We start from the raw sequence: 18,766 nt of genomic DNA on the forward strand, positions 1-18,766 counted from the left end.
CCCTATACAATTGTATTAAAATTCTTACACAGAATCCGTTAATCGTTGTTAACCTTCGACATCCAGTTTAATTATTGAATACAAATAGGAGTCGTACCATCTATTTCTGGTATAGAAATGTTCTCGGATATGTCCTTCCTTCTTCATTCCGATTTTCTCCATAACCCTTGCAGATCTCAAATTTTCTGGTCTGCATGTAGCATAAATACGTTGTATCCCTAATTCTTTAAATCCATATGATAAAAGCGCTTTGGAAACCTCTGTCGCATACCTACAACCCCAATAATTTTTAGAAATACAATATCCAATCTCTGCATTAGATCCGTCCACGTTAATACAGCAGTTTCCAATTAGTTCGTCATTAGATTTATCTATTACTGCCAATTCATAATTCGTTCTCGGGACAATATGTTGGCTTCCAATATTCTTATTTATAAATTCCCTTGTTTGATCTTCAGAATTGGGTCCCCAATAAGTATATTTAGTGACTTCTTCATCCGAACAATATTGATGAACTTTTATCCAATCCTCTTTATAGAAATCCCTTAAAATAAGTCTCTTAGTTTCAAGGATCAATGGGACACCTAGTTTCCATCATTTTTTAGTCATTGTTATAGAATGTCTCAGTCTTTGAACTTATCCTTAATACTATTTGCTCACATGGGCATCAGGAGCTTTATCCATGACTAGGTTAAGTATGATTTTATGCTCTAAGAAAGCTTTTAGTCCACACAGTACTATCGTATATCCTCCCATTGAGTCAATACATTGGTTTAAGACCTCCTCAGTATTTCCTGTGAATCCGTAGTTTTCAATCGAAACAAAAGTCTCATGATTACTTCTTGGGGTAAAATGCCATTCGATCTTAGTTCCATCCGACGATTCAACAAGAATCCGTTTGTTTTTCTCGATATCGATCACGTAGATTTCATCCGAGACGCCATACATTTCCCATTCCCAAAGAATACGCTTTCCAATTTCTAACCGATCACTACTTTTAGTGAACCAAAATTTCGTTGTAATCTCTGGGTTTATAAAGGCTTCAAATACTACTTCGACTGGTTTTCTAATAAGCATTTCAGATTTTACAACCGGTTCTTGGTTAAAGGATTCCATGTAATCTTCCTTTCGCGATGTTTGTTTAGGTTTTTCACTTTGTGTTGCTGAGGTGAATACAGTGTTATGCAATGCCCATATTTACGTTTGTAAATATGTTTACTATATTTCCATCCAAATCTTGAATCCAAAACGATCTCCTTCCCCAAGGATAAGTACTGGGGAGTTTAATAAATTTGATGTTTTGACTTTTAAGTCTTTCATATTCTTCATCAACATTATCAACTTCAAATTCAAGAGTACATCCACCATGACCAATTTCACTTGTACTGCCTGGTACCAAATTCTCCATCCCTTGTTTGGAACAAATATCAATATGATAGCTCCCCTCGACACCTAAGCGTGCTGTAACTTCATCCCCTACGGCCTCAACTTGTAATAAATTCTTATAAAAATCCATTAGGCTGATTACATCATCCGTAATTAAACACACTCCAGTAAATTTCAAAATTTCCAACGTCCTTTCTTTTATGATTTTTCCGGGGTTTCATATCGTCCTTGTATTCACAAAACGCCCAAGCCTTAGATAGCTCTCTTATCTTAGGCTTGGGCGTTTGTTGTCTGAGCTTCTTCCATGATTATACATCCGGCAACCAAGGGGCGGTAGCCATGACATCGTGAATATTTGTTGTTAGGTGATGTTATTGCCTTCTTCGTCTTACTTTAAAATCTTATATGTTTTATCTTTGTTATTAATTGATCCATTTTCTTTTCTATGAAGCTTCTATTATCGGGATGCAAATCAATGTTAGATTCCTTAGCAATCTGATTGATTATTTCGTCTATTTTTAGATTATCCGTATAAATATGTTTTTTAAAAACATCCTGAGATAAGTTAGAGATGCATCTGTCAATTTGTTTTGCAGGCCATGAATTCTTCTTATCTCCACGACTTCTCAATCGCTTCAATAATGTTTCGCGGCTTGCAAGTAATGTATAATGGTAAACTTCAATTCCATTCGTTCTTAACTTAACAATAATCTCATCAAAATATTGAGGATTTACAATAGTCATTGGAACAATGATTATTCCAGGAAATTCATTACTTATAGTTTTAAGAAGTGAGTAGTTAATCTCCCTCCATATAACATGATCCTGAAAGTCTTCTTTCAGGATTTGTTTTGGTGCATTTTTTCTTATAAAATAACCCGCGTTTTCGGGATCATAAACAAACGAATTCGGTATTCTTCTATGCAATTCGAAAGAAATTGTAGTCTTACCCGATCCAAATGCGCCGTTAATCCATAAGATCAATTGCTTCACCTCTCGTTTGATGTACGCGGTGCCTCTATATAGGGCGTATCTCTATCTTCTACACAACCCTATTCCGATACACCTACCTATTACTCCAACTAATTTATTGGTTCCTTTTCCTGATTGTACCACACGCCAATTCGACTAGGCACAATATTACTTTCTTATTGCTTCTTCGCTTGCTCATTTTACTTAGCCCATATCGTCTACATAATTTCCTGAATGTTCTAATAAAGCATTCAACTAAAAGGACACTGACTTCAGTTCAGTGTCCTTTCTCGTCCTCTATAACTCAATTCATAAATTACTTAATCCTTAGTTCTATCAATACGCCAAATAACGTTCCTTTATAATATTCAAATGGTGCAGTTCATGCCCCGCAATTATAAATGCTATCGAACGAGCTGTAACCAGCTTATCATTAGTGACTCCAACTCTCTCCGACGCTACCTCAGCTAATCCGTTTATTAACGACAGGGTCGCTCTTCTCACCGACACGAATTCTTCGAGCAGATTAGCCAGATTGCGCTGATCATAATAGGCGTTCTCTACATAGGCATTCACTTCGAATCCGGCAAGTGGTGTTTTGTCGCCTCTGGCGATTCGGAGAAGCTTGTAGCTCATAATCCGTTACGTGTCGATGATATGCCCAAATACTTCCTTCAAGCTCCATTTTCCTGGAGCATAACGGAAATCCACCTTGGAATCCGGTATCGTTGGAATGAAATCTTCTACAGCCTTCTGTTGTTCTGCGAGAATATTTTGAATATTCCCTTCAGGCACCAATTTTATATAAGCATCATAAAAATCCGGATACTTTCCCTGTACAGGTCTTTTCATCAACAATTACCTCCTCCTAGTCGATATTCTCTGATCTCTCACTTTCATAGTATATTGCTTTATTTTCATGAAATAAATAGTAGTCTCTAATCTGCCTATGCATCTCCGAATCCTCATCTAATTCCTGCCGGATTGAGGGCCAATGTCTAAATCGTGAATATGGTGTTAGCTGAAGTCATGTTCTTCACTGAACAACTCACTCGCTTATCATTATCTTTAGTTTCTTTCCACCTGTAATTGAAAATCCATTCTTCTTGTAGAACCTTAATGTTCTTTCAAACTCTGGTATAGGTGGCGTGCATACCTCAAGTCGTTTCCATTCTTTCTCCTGGCCATAATCTACTGCAAACTTTAATAATTCTCCACCGACATTCATTGAACGATAATCTTCAAGTACGTATAGTTCTTGTATAATTCCAAATCTACCGTCAGTGTATAGAGAAAAACTTTCGCACATTGAAATAAAACCTACTGTTTGACCACCAGTTATCGCCATAAACACCGAGTAAATTCCTTGTTCCATGCCTTGATTAAATGCCTCTCTTGTATCAGACAAACTAAACAGACTCGGATCTCCTGTTGTCTTAATAATAATTTCATTAATCAGTCTCTTAAATAAATTTTCAACGATATCATAATCATCAAGTGTGCATTTCTTTATTTGAATCATCCATGACCACCACTTTCTAAAGTGAATTTATCGATTTAACAATATTTCAGATAACGTTCTTGTATTCACGAAACGACCCGGCCTTAGATAGCTCCTATCTTTTGCTGGGTCGTTTGTTGTCTGAACTTGTTCCATGATGATGCATCTGACAACCAAGGGGCGATAGTCCCACAGCGAGAATTCGGTGTTATATGATGTCACAAGCTACAATGATTAGACTCTCACCAATTCCTTACATATCCTAATTGTTTTAGAATCATATAACTGTTTGAATTTAGGTTTTCTATTGATTCATCAAGTGAAAAATATCTTAATTCAAGTCCTTCATCATCATTTATTGTTGGTATTCCTTGTACCTTAATCGCCTCAAATACAGCTATTGCATTATAAACTTCATCACCATGAGGGTATTTATAATAAAAGTCTTGTCCAGATAGATTAGTAATAAATTTTAATTCTTCAGCTCTCAATCCTGCTTCTTCAAAAAGTTCACGTCTTGCAGCTTCTTCAAATGATTCTCCGAGTTCCAGGGAGCCACCGATTGTTCCCCAGTCATAACTATCCGTTCTCTTCTGTAGTAATAAGTGTCCTTCTGAGTTCTTAACTATAACTGTCACGCCAACCAGAATTATGGGTCTTGTTCCAACCAACTTTCGAAGCTCCATGATATATCCCACAAAAGATCCTCCTAAAATCGGCTTTTTATTCTTATTACTTGTGATTTCATATAACGTCCCCTTATTCATGAACCCTCACAGGCTTAAGAGGCGCAGCACCGGGGTCTGTCGGACTTAGCCAGTGCAGGGTTGTCCGGCGCCTGCTTCCTTTAGATACATACTAAAAGATCTGGACAATATTATTGGATACTTTATTATGTGTTTGAAAGATTGTTATGTCATGGTAAGGTAATGAAATATACCCCTTCTCAAAAGCTTCATTAATAAATGATTTATTATTCTCTGAACTCGAATATACTCCAATTGGTCTTGTTTTTATTAGATTATCGCAAGTGTAACATTCGTCCCCAGTAATTACATAATCTTTATTATTATGTTCAAAATAGACTACAGATGAACCGGTTGTATGCCCTCCTATGACCTTAAACTTAAATTTATCCTCAGACAAATATTCATCTTTTATTTTCACTACATTTTCTTTAAGAAGTCTATTTTTAACATTGGGGTTTACACTTTTCAAAGCATGAAGATATTCCTCGTAACTAATGATTATTTGTGCATCAGGGAACAAGTCAATATTATCAATATGATCAAAATGACTATGAGTAATAAAAATAACATCAACGCGATTTAGGTTTATTATTTTCTTTACTTCTTCGTTGACATTACACAGTTCTATTCCCCATTCATTAGCTGTAATTGGGTCTCGAAATCCAACATCAAATAATATCGTTTTATTATTATGCTTAGCTATGTAGTATGACCATGAAATCCTAATTAACTTTTCTGAAGATTCATCTCGAAAAATATATTTAGAGCTTAATAACGATTCTCCGAACTTTACGGCATACAATTGCATTTCGCTATTTCTCCTTTGATCTTGGCAATTGTTTCATCTAGCGTTCTTGTATTCACGAAACGCCCCAGCCTTAGATAGCTCTTATCATAGGCTGGGGCGTTTGTTGTCTGAGCTTATTCATGATTATACATCTGACAACCGAGGGGCGAAAGCCCCGAAGCGTGAATACTATGTTAGGTGATGTTCCCGCTCCCTGGATTAACTTTCAACAGTTCTTTATCTGTTCCGTTATATACGATCCTTCTTGAAAAATTAAACAATTCAACTGCATTCCATATGCACATCCGCCATCAATTCCTATCTTGTCTTTACTAAACCAAATATCTGATGTGCCATGTATATCAATAGTTCTTGTATGTCCAAAAACAACTCTTTTGTTTAGATCCTCAAAAGTATGTCGAATGAATTCATCCTTAATATACATAAAATCATGTTCTGGCTGGTTCTTTCAATCTATAAAATGGGGATTCAATCCCGCATGAACATAAATGTGATTATGATCTTCGTGATATAAAGGTAGTTCACTTAAAAAGTCTATGTGGTGACCAAAAAAACTCTTAATTGTATCCTTCGCCTGGTTAAATATCTCATTAGAGATTTCGTTATTAAATATATTGAATTCACAATAACTTTGGAGGGTTTGTACTCCCCCATGTTCAATAAATTTAGATCGAATCAATGCGCTATCATTATTTATTAAATCAACCAATCGTTGATCATGATTGCCTCGTAAAGCAATGGCATTATGCATACTTACTAATTCGATTACTTTATCAACTACCGCTTTACTATTAGGCCCTCTATCTACATAATCACCAAGCAAAATCAACTGATCATCAATCGAATTAAATTGGGTAATATGCAACATCTGATTTAATTGATCGATACAGCCATGAATATCGCTAATCATAATTGTTCGTTTCATAGAATCTCCTAACTATAAACGTTTTAAGCTCTCAGGGGATTTCAGCTAACGTGACTGTATCCACGACGTCCCACCACCTTAAGCGAACGTAGTGAGCGGACGCAAAGCGGTTAGGTGGTGCGGATGTGTCCCGGCTTCACTTCCTCGACTTATCTTCCGGGACCGAGGCGGCTTGTCCGCCGATGCGCGAACACATTGTTATCAGATGCAAATGCCTTCTTTGGGGTGCCCATATATTCATTAGTCTTTCTTTGGTTTTATAAGATTCTTAATCAGATTACTCATCATCCACATAAAAATGGATAGACTCACAAACAGAAAATAAATATTCAAATTGAAAAATTGGTTGTTTATGTGTATTGAAAATCCTGAAGTTATACTATTTATGTACACCCAATCTATACTTCCGTACTGATCCTGATATACTTTAGCAAGGAATTCCCGATATTTACCGTGACTCACGCTTTGATAATATATTCCTACAATAAAATGGATAAAAATTAAAACAAGCACTGTTATCTTTTTAGTTTGACTTACTCTCCATTTTCTAAAGAGAGTTTTCCATTGAACTATCAATAAAATAAACAGTATGAGAAGAGGAAATAATAACAGAATAGCTGGGTTTCCATTCCCAGAAATGTGTCCTGGAGTAGTAGTCATCGAATTTCCAAATAGAAATATAAATAAAATTACTATCAAATTAAGTAACAGAAATATCTTGTTTTTCATTCTACCTCCTCGAGATTACCTACATTACCATATTGCAGTTGTTTCAGATAACGTTATTGTGTTCACGACGTCCATTGGATGTGTCCACAGCTTATATTTGTCTGAATCCACTTCCGGGATCGAGGGCGAATGCCCGATGCGTGAACAACGGTGTTAAACGAAGATGTTGCCTTCATTGAGAAACTATAACGTTTTTTGTTAATATTACGAGACATCGAATTAATTACGTCCTGCTTTACTGTCCAACTGCCGTTTAATTGCTTGGATCGCACTCAAATGCAGTCCTTCATGGTAAATTGTTCTGATTAGTACTTGCTCAATTGTATGGATCCCCATTTCTGTAGGGGCAAACTCCTCCTCCAAACGGTCCTGATACTTCTCCTGGATGGTAACCGGTTGCTGTTGTAACATCGGAATGAGCTAAGAAAATGTCGGTGTTTCCTCATTAAACCGGGAAGGACTTGAACCATATCCAAACCGTTCAATGAATTTCATAGGAATAGGTATTTCGTCTTTCGTAAGCACTCGTATCCATAAGTATTGATCCACAAAGATATGACCAAGATTCCACCGAATATTATTATTAAATCCTCTTGGTATAATCTCTGCCTCCTCCTCAGATACCCCCGCTACCATTTCCAGTAATTCTTCCCGGTATGTATTCAATTGCTCGAACAAGACCTCATGCCTTCTTTCCATACTAGAACCCCCTTGAGTTTGTAATATTTTGAGTAAATGATAGCTTATACGATAACTTTCAGGTATTCACGAACCCGAGAGGCTTAAGGCGCGCAAGCGTCGGGTGGCTCCGCCATTTAGCCTCGCAGGGTTGTCTGCTGAATTCGCTTCCTCGAAATGCCCCTTGCAAACCAAGGGCCTTCAGGCCCGCCGCGTGAATACGGTGTTATCGGATGGATACGCCTTCTTCGAATATGATTTATGAATCATTCAATAATCTGTTTAATATGTTCAAAATTATCTATTTGAGGTGCTTTTAGAGAATTTTCCTCATAATTGCAATATTATCTTGCTCAGCCACTTTTACGAACCCGACTTTTTCATATAAACGGGCCGGACCAACGAAATCAAAATTTTCACGTTGGGTTCGAAGTTGAGGATACCCCTCAACCAAATTAAAGCCAGTAGCCTTTGCATCCTCGCATACATGAGTAAGCAAAGCGGAAGCAACACCTTTATTACGATAATTGGGTGCAATCTCAAAGCATAATACGGACTTTATTCTTTCATTAGGACTACCCTTATACGCATGTCTGATTTCCTCATCTATACCTAGTGTCGAGTAATTATCCTTCTTGTTAGAATTACACCACCCGATCGATACTTCACCTTCAAATGCCAAGTATCCCTGTAAGACACCGGATAAAATTTGCTGTTCAGCAATATAGCGAAGCGTAGACTTAAAACTGGGTATGTCCCGAGGCATTACCCCAGGGCTAGCCTTAATAAGTTCAATTAGTTCTACTTCTTCCTGTTCCTTAGTCATTTGAGGACGGCAACAGAAACATGGTTGCATAGGAGAATTGTCAGTAAATGCCCGGTTTTCGAAAAAGTCAAAGAATTCCTCAGCAAGATCCGGTGTTAAAGGTTTGATTTCAAAATCCATAATGGTTATCCTCCAGTTTTTGATAATATTTTTCAATGATTTTTAGGCCTTTGTTCTTGTGAGGTTTAGATAATTACTGCGTATCTTTCCGATAAAGTTCTTGTATTCACGAAATGACCCAGCCTTAGATAGCTCTTATCTTAGGCTGGGTCGTTTGTTGTCTGAGCTTCTTCCATGATTATACATCTGGCAACCAAGGGGCGATAGCCCCACAGCGTGAATATGGTGTTATGTGAAGTTCCTGACCTCTTGTATCTGCTTTCAAAATCAGTCCTTTGTTAAAATGCATTTAAATCTTTCTATTCCGGGATACTTTTCCCCTAACCTTATTATTTGAAAACCGATTTTTCTATAAAAATCTACTGCATCCATATCGGTTTCGGCATCAATTCTCCTTATTGAATTTTCTTGATTTATCATTTCTATACTGTTCATATTCTTGTAGTACTCGTTCTTCATTTGGATATATACATTCGGATAGTAAACTTATTAGTTCCTTTTGATTTATATAATCTTTTAAGTTAATCATCTTCGATTTCACCTGATTTCTAATATTAATTTCTTTCAGGAATTTCACATAACGTCCCTTCCCCGAATTCACTAATTCCCCTCACTCGCTCTAATTTACGATTTCATAATAATCTACAAATATGTATATTAGACGAACAGCTGCTAAATCCTCCAATTCAAGTGATCCTGATAATTTGGTCCTGTTTGACCGTCAATTCACAGCCTCCTGCATCTGATCCTTTCACTCCTTAACCTGTTTCCCCTTCATGCTTGCTACTTAAGTCCATAAACCTTATTTAGTCCCAACAGATCATTCGTCTGACTGCATTTTTATGATAATGTGGTCTTTGTGTATAGGAGGAAAATAATTTTATATAAGAAATGGAGTAGAACAACTGATGAGAAACAAGGCACCCATCCTTTTTTTAGCGTTCTGTCTTACGGTAATGAACCTGTTCCCTTCGCTGGCTAGAGCGGACAATAGCCATTCTAAAGCTTTATGGGCCTGGGACTTTTATGAAGCGGCATCCGATTCGGATAAGATCAGCCAATTGCTCAATTTTTTGAATGAACATGAGATTAACTTGTTGTTTATTGGGACGAGAAAAACGCTGCCGGATCAACCGGCAACGTATGATGAACTAATCCAAAGGGCGCATGCAGAAGGAATTAGGGTGTTTGCTGTAGTAGGAAGAGCGAATTGGGCGCTGGAAGGCAAACATCGCGAAGCATTGGAAGAAGTTCGTCAAGTTCTTTCCTTCAATGCATCTCATCCTAATAACACATTTGACGGAATCCAATATGATGTTGAGCCGCACACCCTGCCTGAATTCAAGACCAAGAGAGGCTCGGTAAGCTATCAATATCTGCAGCTATTGAAACGGATCGCGAAGGAAATTGCCGAAAGCAAGGATCCACTGGAGTTTAATGCAGCCATTCCGAGCTGGTATGCAAATGGGGAAAACCCGGTTATTGTGGAGACCGGCGGACAACGAAAGCCGCTGAGTTATTTCGTATTAGACATCGTAGATACCGCAACTGTCATGGCATATCGTGACACGGGCGAAAGACAGATTCGTGCTGCCCAGGCGGAAGCCGATTACGCCGCAAGCATAGGCAAGAGCATCTATATCGGTGCAGAGACCAGCCCACCCAACGGCGGCAGTATCCCTAATGAAATTACGTACTATGATAAAGGTATACATTATATGAACCAGCAATTAAATACGATCATCGATTATTATCTGGAACACAGCGGCTTCAACGGAATTGCAATTCACAATTATCCAATTTTCAAAAAAATGACGGAAAACCAATAGCAAGATAAACAATATCAGTCGTCATGTAATGATATGGCATAAAAAAACCCTTGAAGCCCAAAGGGGGTCAGTCCCACTTTAGTCCAGGTAACTATTTTCACTTTCAAAATTTAATTATATATTTCATCCAGAAATAAAAGATTAGCAAACATTCTGCCGAAGCAACAAAGCCGGCCGATTTTTTGCTAAGAGAAAGTTGTTTAGCTACACCAGCACATAACAATGCCCAGATTAATAAAACACCAAACAAACCAAGAATTTTGTCTCCTTGCAATGTATTCCACAAATCTACTTGCGTAAGTCTCTTATATTCATCCTCCCGACATCACTATTCGACATCAAGTGGTATTTCCCTGCAAAATATCCGCCTATTAGCGACCAAGTATAGATTTCGAATAATTCCACACTTCAATTACACAGTAAACAATGACAACATCAACAGGAATAAAACAGAGTTTATGATACCAAGGCATTTGATTAAGCAACTCGTGTTCCAACCCCATAAGCACCAGCTCCTATCGAGACAGTTTTAGTGACTCAATGTAACATTTTCTGTACGACACTGCCGACCATACTAAACACGCGCCAGTTACCACCAATATAGCCGCTGGAAGATAGTAATTACATAGCGCCAGGATTAGCGCTGATGCCGAATGAATGCAGCCAAATACGAAGAATCCTTTGTAAATCCTCCTCAAATCCATCCAATCAACTCCTTATTTTATGTACACCCATTTACTAAGGCAGCGGCAGCCTTCCCGATCCACACCTTGAGCCGCTGGGATCACGGTTGCCCAGGGGGAGGGTATGAGCGGTACGCTTGAATGTCAACTTCGCGTACAACTAGATGTGGAGTATTCGGTTAAATGAAAGTAATATATGTTATGACTTTCGGCTATACATCATTAAAAATGCCTTCCCATAAGGGACGGCTATGGAGGAAGGTTGTGAATTACCTCTTTAAATTTGATATGGGCAAGGGAATATTGCACATTTTTCGGCCTTCTCGGCTCCCTTGGCCTTAGTGACCGCCACCACATCATTTTCAAAAGTTACATAATACCTATGGTTGGCTTGATTAAATTGTAAAATATTTATACAACGGTTAAACTACGGATTTAAGCCCACGAAACTATAGGTTCCGTGGGCTTTTTTAATTTATACTTTTCTCCTTAGCCAGCAGCGATTATCTCTAATCACGTTTATTTATAATGAAACAGATACCATATGATATTATCGATACTCCTAACAATAAAAATAAGCATTTTATAATAAAATACGTTATATAAAAAGCGCCTTCATAAGGAGAATCATACATGGTTTCGGCGACATAATTAGGAATGAACAGAACAAAAAAACCTGTTAAAATTCCTACGATACATGTTAGTAATTTATTTTTCACGACTACCATCCTATAGTTGATTATTTCATTTTATCTATTTCTTAAATTACCAGTTTTATATACATATCCAGAATGGTTGTTTTGACTTTCAATAGAGAAACTCAACGTGGCATAATCACTTGCTGAAACTCCTCCACTAAATGATTGTTTTGTAGTGCCATTATTATAAAAATCACCATTTATGACCCAATAAATACTTTTGACATCTTCGACCTTTGCCTGCAACTTTCCGGTAAATTGTTTGGATATATAATTATATGATCTAATGAGATTAAGATCTTCAACTTTGATGAAGTCCCTATATATTCCTTCACATTTAATATAAAAGTCTATTTGCGGGAACCAACCAGTATCACCAACCTCAAACTGTTGATAGAAGTGTGTATAATAGTAATTTGGCTCAGAAGATCTTTCGCTTAATAAGCTCCTAACATATTTTTCAGATACGTTTCTATTTTTAGCTATTTGTTGAGCCATTTCCTCATATGTTAATTCTTCAGCCCATAACCCATCCCCTAAATATACAGGTCCATCACTTTCAAATATCTTGTCAAAGTCGCTTCTTTCTAGTTCAATTATTCCAGAATGAGTGATGTTATTCTCATTATTACCAATTACTTTTGCTGAGGTATCAATACTTTCAGCTGACGCCCCCATTACTGTGCTCATCATAAAAATAAGCGCCAAACTTAGTGAAATAAATAACTTGTGCTTCCTCATAAAAACATCTACTCCATATTTTAGTATAATTTCTATTATAAAATAACACTACAACCATATTATTGTAAAGATAAAAGCTGTGAAAGTCTTGTGAATAATTAATAGGAAAAGAGCGGTAGACTTGGATGGTCCCAAAGCGGAGAGAAACGTAAAGTTCTAACTTTACGTTTCTGACTTTTTCTCTTACATATTAGGATTGCAGATGCGTTGTGGTATCCCAAAAGAACTACACCATCTTTACTAACTTTTACTTGCGCTTTCACCGCCGCAAGGCGTTTTCACATACCCAAGTAACAGAACGTATGTTCTTACTAAGGAGGGAATTATGGCTAATTACAAAAAACACTCTACCGGATGGAAATACCGTCTTAAGTACAAAGACCATTTTACAAAAAAGCCTAGAGAGAAGTCTGAACGTGGTTTTCGGACAAAGCCAGAGGCGGAGATGGCTGCTGCGGAATTTTTGCGAAAGCTTAGCAAGGTATGGTCTAAGCGAAGATCAGCGCCTGGCTGACTATCTGGACGTTGGCTGAATGAGTATAAGCGCGGCACCGTTCAAAAAACACAATTATACTGCACGAAAACAACGTCAACAACCACATTAAGTCATATTTTATGAATCTAATGCTCAGCGAGTTAAACCCGGAGATGTACCAGAAGTTTCTGAACCACCTATCAGGCGCGTTGAGTAAGCGAACCATTGAGATCATCCATACCACGATGACGAACGCCATGAAAAAAGCTGTCACACTTTTGAAGATACAGAATAATCCTTGTATTGGTGTAGAAATCAAAGGCGAGGATAGCCGGAACGAAATCAAATTTATTGCGTATAGTGCCATTCCTGCTTTCTTGCAAGCTTCACACAAGTATGGCTATATCTATTGGATGTTTTTTATAGTTATGATCGAAACTGGAATTAGAAAAGGCGAAGCAGCAGCGCTAAAATGGACCGACATTGACTTAAAAAAGCGGACGATCCGAATTGGCGAGACTCTCGACTTCACAGCCAAAGACAATTCCGAGCTATTCGGAAATACGAAGACATACCGGTCTACCCGTACAATTCGAATTAGCCAGTCGCTGATAAATGATTTGAAGTTTCATGCAAATTGGCAGAACAAAACAAGCTCAACCTTCCCGATCTTTATCGGCACGACCTGAACTTGGTCCTTTGCCGCGAAGACGGAAACTTCATGCCAAAGTCCAGCCTGTTTAATGCCTTTGAACGTATTTGTAAACGAGCAAGTCTGCCAAAGCTTCCTATCCACTCTCTCCGCCATACCTGCGCTGTCCTGTTACTCGAAGCTGGAGCTGACATGAGATATGTTCAGGAGCAGCTAGGTCATGGTAGCATCCAAATCACCTCGGACGTTTACTCTCACATCTCTATAAAAATTGAGGAACGGAACATCGAGAGATTTGAGGAGTATACAAAAAACATTTTAAGTCCTTCTTCTGAAATAGAGGGGCATTATGGGGGCAATCACTAATCATCACCCCATCCTTTTAAAACGCCCCCAAACAAAGAAACCCCCCACGCCTTACGGCGCAAGGGATTCCTCTATTAATACAGCGTCATATATTGGTCGCGTTCCCATTGGTGAACTTGCGTGCGGAACATGTCCCACTCGATTTCTTTCAATTCGAAGAAGTGAGTCAAAGCATGATCACCTAGAGCTTCGCAAATGACTTCATTGCGGATCAGCTCATCGAGGGCTTCCTTCAGGTTGGCAGGCAAACTTGGGATGCCTTCTTCCACGCGTTCCTCATCAGACATCACGTAGATATTGCGGTCAATCGGTTTTGCGAGCGGCAATTCGTTCTTAATGCCGTCGAGGCCTGCTTTAAGCATAACAGCCAAGGCAAGATAAGGATTGGCTGCAGGGTCCGGATTCCGGGCTTCGATACGTGTGCTGAGGCCGCGGGAAGCAGGAATACGGATCATCGGACTGCGGTTACTGGAAGACCAAGCGACGTAACAAGGAGCTTCGTAACCTGGAACCAGACGTTTGTAGGAATTCACGGTCGGGTTTGTTACCGCAGTGAAAGCTCTTGCGTGCTTCAGAATCCCTGCCATGTAATGGCGAGCTTCTTTGCTCAAACCAAGCGGATCACTCTCATCCACGAAGGCGTTAGTCTTGTCTCTGAACAGAGATTGGTTACAGTGCATCCCCGATCCGCTGACACCATACAGCGGTTTAGGCATGAATGTCGCATGCAAACCATGCTGACGGGCAATCGTTTTAACGACAAGTTTAAAAGTTTGAATTTGGTCGGCTGCTTTAATTGCATTTGCATACTTAAAATCAATTTCATGCTGACCAGGAGCTACTTCATGGTGGGAGGCTTCAATGGCAAATCCCATCTCTTCCAGCGTCAAAACGATTTCGCGGCGGCAGTTTTCTCCGAGATCCGTAGGCGCAAGGTCGAAATAACCGCCCTGGTCATTCAACTCCATGGTCGGGTTGCCTTTTTCATCGGTTTTGAAAAGGAAGAATTCCGGTTCGGGACCTACATTCATGGATGTGAATCCAAGCTCTTCCGCTTCTTTCAAAGCTCTCTTCAAAATATAACGCGGATCGCCTTCGAACGGTGTGCCGTCAGGCATATAAATATCGCAAATCAAGCGGGCAACGCGGTCTTCCGTAACCCAAGGGAAGATTACCCAGGTATCCAGGTCAGGGAAAAGATACATGTCGGATTCTTCGATACGAACGTATCCTTCGATCGAGGAACCGTCGAACATCATTTTGTTATCAAGCGCTTTTTCCAATTGACTGACGGGAATTTCCACGTTCTTGATCGTCCCGAGCAAGTCTGTAAACTGCAATCGGATAAAGCGAACATTTTCTTCTTTGGCAATGCGTAAAATGTCTTCTTTTGAATAACTCAATATAACCTCTCCCAACGTTTATATTTTGAAAAAGCGGGACAATTCTCCCTGAATCAGAGAAACATGACCCGGCTTTTGCCCGGTAACCAGCTGCTGCTTAAGCATGCGGTAAAGCTGTGAATCCGTCATTTCTTTGCGTTTCTCTTCGGTGTCTTTCGTCATGACCGTGGCTTCCTGCGAATCCTTTGCCATCGGGTCCATGACCTGCTTGATCCCGGCAATATTAACGCCCTTGTCGATCAAACCCTTGATCTCAAGCAAGCGCTCGACATCATTAAAGGAAAATAACCGCTGGTTGCCCGAAGTGCGAGCCGGCACGATCAGTTGATGCTGTTCATAATAACGAATTTGCCTAGCCGTTAAATCCGTAAGCTTCATTACGATACCAATCGGAAACAAGGCCATATTTCTGCGAATATCGTCACTCATCGCTCTCAACCTTCCAGTTAAATAATCATGTTTCTATTCTATGTCAACTAACCTGACATGTCAACAAGAATGTCAGGATAACTTACAAGGAAGAGAAGATAAATCCGTTAAATTAAAGAAGATTACGATCTTTCATCGTCTGCAAGGCTGTCAGAACGCCGAATTTAACGTGGGAGTAGGTTAAACCGCCCTGCATGTAAGCGATAAATGGCTCCCGGACCGGTGCATCCGCCGACAGTTCCAGGCTTCCGCCTTGGATGAAAGTGCCCGCTGCCATAATAACGGGGTGCTCATACCCAGGCATGTCCCAAGCTTCAGGCACCACATGGCCGTCCACGGCGGCCGCTCGCTGAATACCTTGCACGAAGGCGATGAGCTGTTCAGGCCCGCTGAACGCAATCGCTTGGATCAAGTCCGTCCGCTTGGCGTCCCAACGCGGGCGGCTCTCAAACCCGGCGCGCTCAAACACAGCCGCCGCCAGGACGCTTCCTTTGACCGCTTGTCCCACCGTCGTTGGAGCCAGGAACAGCCCTTGATAAATCCCGCGCGTCGTCCCCAGCATCGCGCCGACCTCTCCCCCGATTCCAGGAGCCGTCAAACGATACGACGCCAGTTCGACCAGTTCCGCCCGGCCGCAAATATATCCTCCCGTTTCGGCCAGTCCGCCGCCGGGATTTTTGATGAGTGAACCTGCAAGGAGATCAACTCCTACTTGAGTAGGTTCTTGTTCTTCGGTGAATTCTCCGTAGCAGTTGTCGACGAACACGATGCAATCCGGATTCAACGCCTTCACCCTGGCGACCATCTCACCGATTTGTTCTACCGTAAAGGAATCTCTCCAGTCATAACCGCGAGAACGCTGGATTCCGATCACCTTGGTCTTTTCCGTTATTTTAGAAGCTACCGTATCCCAATCTACCGAGCCGTCTCCCAATAAAGCCGCTTCATCATAGTGTATTCCGAAATCCTGCAACGAGCCGGTACCATCTCCCGGCTTGCCGATCACTTTATGTAACGTATCGTAAGGCCGTCCTGTAATATACAGCAATCCGTCACCCGGGCGTAGCACTCCGAACAGCGCCGTTGCAATCGTATGCGTACCCGACGCAAAATGCGGACGCACCAGCGCCGCCTCGGCGCCGAATACTTCGGCGTACACAAGGTCGAGCACTTCGCGTCCGCGATCATTGTATGCATAACCCGTAGATCCTGCAAAATGAAAGTCGCTTACCTGATACTTCTGAAACGCTTCGATTACTTTCCATTGGTTACGATCGACAATCCGGTCGATTGCACGAAACTGATCTCCAACCTGCTGCTCTGCTTGCTCCATCCACTCAACAATTTCTTCTGAAAAAACCGCCATTTTGTCCTTACCTCTCCCCTGCAGCAACTCAATTCTGCGTTTATCTAGTGACTCTTATAGTTCATCTTTTAGAGTGTCTATCCAGCTTATAAATCGCTTCGTCCCTTATGGATTCAACGGGTTCTCGTGACCCGGAATCGAGAAGGGAGCCAGCATGTATCCATACTTTTCAAAATCCCCCTGATTCACGTCCACCGAATAAATAATATTGTCCTCATCGTACTGCTGCCCTACAACGTCGCCGATCCGGTATAGGAAAGGCGTCAAATCGCCGCGATCGGCCGGAATCCGGAACGTTCGCATCCCGCCTGACAACTCCTGCTGAACCGCCTGCCGGATGCGCTCCAAATCGTCTTCATCGAACGCGCTGATCTTCATCGAGCCTTTTGTGGAAGGCAGCATCTCGAGCTGTTCTGGATCACATAAATCGATTTTGTTGTACAACACGAGCTGTGGCTTTCCCCCGGCTCCCAGGTCATCCAGAATTCGTTCTACAACCTCCATCTGCTCCTTGCGCATAGGTGAAGAAGCATCCACCACATGAAGAATCAGATCCGCTTCATTCGCCTCTTCAAGCGTTGCACGGAAGGAGGCGACCAGATCATGGGGCAGGTTTTGGATAAAACCGACCGTATCGGTCAATACAACCTCTTTGCCGCCAGGCAGCTCCATGATCCGGGTAGTCGGGTCCAGCGTAGCAAATAGCCGGTTCTCCACCAGCACGTCGGCCGCGGTGAGGGCCTTCAACAGCGTGGATTTCCCGGCGTTCGTGTAGCCCACGAGCGCGAGCTGCACCACGCCGGTTTCCTGGCGGCGCGAACGGTGCAGCTTGCGGTGCCGGGTTACCTCTTCAAGCTGGCGCTTCAATTCGCCGATCCGGCGGCGGATATGGCGGCGATCGGTTTCCAGCTTGCTCTCGCCCGGCCCCCGCGTCCCGATACCGCCTCCGAGCCGGGACAGGTTTTTGCCATGTCCGGCTAAACGCGGCAGCAAGTAGGTGAGCTGTGCCAGCTCCACCTGAATAATCCCTTCCCGCGTTTTGGCCCGCTGGGCAAAAATATCGAGGATGAGCTGGGTGCGGTCAATGATTTTCGCATCCAGCATCTCTTCGAGATTTCGTACCTGCGCCCCCGACAATTCCTGATCAAAAATAGCCGTATTGGCTCCATGCTGCTCCATGAGTTCCTTTAGCTCAAACACTTTTCCTTTACCGATCAAATAACGCGGATCCCGGTTTTCCCGATTCTGCGTCATCCGGTCCGCTACCTCCACGCCAGCGGTTTCCGCAAGCTGCACCAATTCGTCCAACGAGTATTCGGGATGAAGCCCGCTTTGCTTGACTTCCGTAGTTATCAGACTAACCAGCACTGCCTTGTCGGGTAATATCGTCTTGGTTTCGTACGGCGATTTTGACAATGGTTCACGACTCC

Annotated in this window: 17 protein-coding genes and 3 pseudogenes; 2 read left to right on the forward strand and 18 right to left on the reverse strand. The window is 41.2% G+C overall.

Features of this window, described 5'->3' with window-relative positions; all coding sequences use genetic code 11:
- Nucleotides 1-48: 48 nt before the first annotated feature.
- The 13 genes and pseudogenes from NYE70_RS05990 to NYE70_RS06050 all read right to left on the reverse strand — a co-directional run.
- Nucleotides 49-576 carry a GNAT family N-acetyltransferase gene (locus NYE70_RS05990; protein WP_341045361.1) on the reverse strand — a complete coding sequence of 176 codons (528 nt, stop codon included), beginning with the start codon at nucleotides 574-576 and terminating at the stop codon, nucleotides 49-51.
- Nucleotides 577-648: 72 nt separating this feature from the next.
- A complete protein-coding gene (locus NYE70_RS05995; RefSeq protein ID WP_341045362.1) occupies nucleotides 649-1,116 on the reverse strand; it encodes an SRPBCC family protein in 468 nt (155 codons plus the stop codon).
- 64 nt (nucleotides 1,117-1,180) lie between these two features.
- Nucleotides 1,181-1,573 carry a VOC family protein gene (locus NYE70_RS06000; RefSeq protein WP_341045363.1) on the reverse strand — a complete coding sequence of 131 codons (393 nt, stop codon included), beginning with the start codon at nucleotides 1,571-1,573 and terminating at the stop codon, nucleotides 1,181-1,183.
- A gap of 206 nt (nucleotides 1,574-1,779) precedes the next feature.
- Nucleotides 1,780-2,370, reverse strand: coding sequence for an AAA family ATPase (locus tag NYE70_RS06005; protein ID WP_290408668.1), 591 nt, complete (start codon nucleotides 2,368-2,370; stop codon nucleotides 1,780-1,782).
- A 324-nt stretch (nucleotides 2,371-2,694) separates the two neighbouring features.
- Nucleotides 2,695-3,210, reverse strand: a pseudogene (locus NYE70_RS06010) (DinB family protein).
- Nucleotides 3,211-3,406: 196 nt separating this feature from the next.
- Nucleotides 3,407-3,880, reverse strand: a complete 474-nt coding sequence (locus NYE70_RS06015) for a GNAT family N-acetyltransferase (protein ID WP_290408665.1) — start codon at nucleotides 3,878-3,880, stop codon at nucleotides 3,407-3,409.
- Nucleotides 3,881-4,101: 221 nt separating this feature from the next.
- A complete protein-coding gene (locus tag NYE70_RS06020) occupies nucleotides 4,102-4,557 on the reverse strand; it encodes an NUDIX hydrolase (RefSeq protein WP_341045364.1) in 456 nt (151 codons plus the stop codon).
- A gap of 160 nt (nucleotides 4,558-4,717) precedes the next feature.
- The gene (locus NYE70_RS06025) at nucleotides 4,718-5,416 is read right to left on the reverse strand and encodes an MBL fold metallo-hydrolase (RefSeq protein ID WP_341045365.1); all 699 of its coding nucleotides are present in this window, start codon (nucleotides 5,414-5,416) and stop codon (nucleotides 4,718-4,720) included.
- A gap of 448 nt (nucleotides 5,417-5,864) precedes the next feature.
- Nucleotides 5,865-6,341 carry a metallophosphoesterase gene (locus tag NYE70_RS06030; RefSeq protein WP_290408646.1) on the reverse strand — a complete coding sequence of 159 codons (477 nt, stop codon included), beginning with the start codon at nucleotides 6,339-6,341 and terminating at the stop codon, nucleotides 5,865-5,867.
- Nucleotides 6,342-7,289: 948 nt separating this feature from the next.
- Entirely contained in the window at nucleotides 7,290-7,481 is a 192-nt protein-coding gene (locus NYE70_RS06035; protein WP_341045366.1) for a hypothetical protein, read from the reverse strand.
- Nucleotides 7,482-7,490: 9 nt separating this feature from the next.
- Nucleotides 7,491-7,769: a DinB family protein gene (locus tag NYE70_RS06040; RefSeq protein WP_341045367.1), complete on the reverse strand. Its 279-nt coding sequence runs from the start codon at nucleotides 7,767-7,769 to the stop codon at nucleotides 7,491-7,493.
- 295 nt (nucleotides 7,770-8,064) lie between these two features.
- Complete coding sequence (locus NYE70_RS06045; RefSeq protein WP_341045368.1) at nucleotides 8,065-8,694, reverse strand: GNAT family N-acetyltransferase; 630 nt, start codon at nucleotides 8,692-8,694, stop codon at nucleotides 8,065-8,067.
- Nucleotides 8,695-8,961: 267 nt separating this feature from the next.
- Nucleotides 8,962-9,081, reverse strand: a pseudogene (locus NYE70_RS06050) (GNAT family N-acetyltransferase); the annotation flags it as partial.
- Between the two features lie 521 nt (nucleotides 9,082-9,602).
- Between NYE70_RS06050 and NYE70_RS06055 the strand changes: the two are divergent.
- Nucleotides 9,603-10,523, forward strand: coding sequence for a hypothetical protein (locus NYE70_RS06055; RefSeq protein ID WP_290408643.1), 921 nt, complete (start codon nucleotides 9,603-9,605; stop codon nucleotides 10,521-10,523).
- A gap of 1,432 nt (nucleotides 10,524-11,955) precedes the next feature.
- Here the strand turns inward: NYE70_RS06055 and NYE70_RS06060 are convergent.
- A complete protein-coding gene (locus NYE70_RS06060) occupies nucleotides 11,956-12,645 on the reverse strand; it encodes a hypothetical protein (RefSeq protein WP_341045369.1) in 690 nt (229 codons plus the stop codon).
- 325 nt (nucleotides 12,646-12,970) lie between these two features.
- On the opposite strand from NYE70_RS06060, the pseudogene NYE70_RS06065 reads away from it, so the two are divergent.
- A pseudogene (locus NYE70_RS06065) lies at nucleotides 12,971-14,138 on the forward strand (tyrosine-type recombinase/integrase).
- Nucleotides 14,139-14,212: 74 nt separating this feature from the next.
- Here the strand turns inward: NYE70_RS06065 and glnA are convergent.
- The 4 genes from glnA to hflX form a co-directional block, all read right to left on the reverse strand.
- Nucleotides 14,213-15,541 (reverse strand): type I glutamate--ammonia ligase, encoded by a 1,329-nt coding sequence (gene glnA / locus NYE70_RS06070; RefSeq protein ID WP_211020692.1) that lies wholly within the window; start codon nucleotides 15,539-15,541, stop codon nucleotides 14,213-14,215.
- Between the two features lie 18 nt (nucleotides 15,542-15,559).
- Nucleotides 15,560-15,970 (reverse strand): MerR family transcriptional regulator, encoded by a 411-nt coding sequence (locus NYE70_RS06075; protein ID WP_211020693.1) that lies wholly within the window; start codon nucleotides 15,968-15,970, stop codon nucleotides 15,560-15,562.
- 112 nt (nucleotides 15,971-16,082) lie between these two features.
- Nucleotides 16,083-17,336, reverse strand: coding sequence for a methionine gamma-lyase family protein (locus tag NYE70_RS06080; protein WP_211020694.1), 1,254 nt, complete (start codon nucleotides 17,334-17,336; stop codon nucleotides 16,083-16,085).
- Between the two features lie 105 nt (nucleotides 17,337-17,441).
- On the reverse strand, nucleotides 17,442-18,752 hold the full coding sequence (gene hflX, locus NYE70_RS06085; protein WP_341045370.1) for a GTPase HflX: 1,311 nt from the start codon (nucleotides 18,750-18,752) through the stop codon (nucleotides 17,442-17,444).
- Between the last annotated feature and the right edge of the window lie 14 nt (nucleotides 18,753-18,766).

The organism is Paenibacillus sp. FSL R5-0407 (assembly GCF_038009185.1).
Taxonomy (GTDB): Bacteria; Bacillota; Bacilli; order Paenibacillales; family Paenibacillaceae; genus Fontibacillus; species Fontibacillus vini.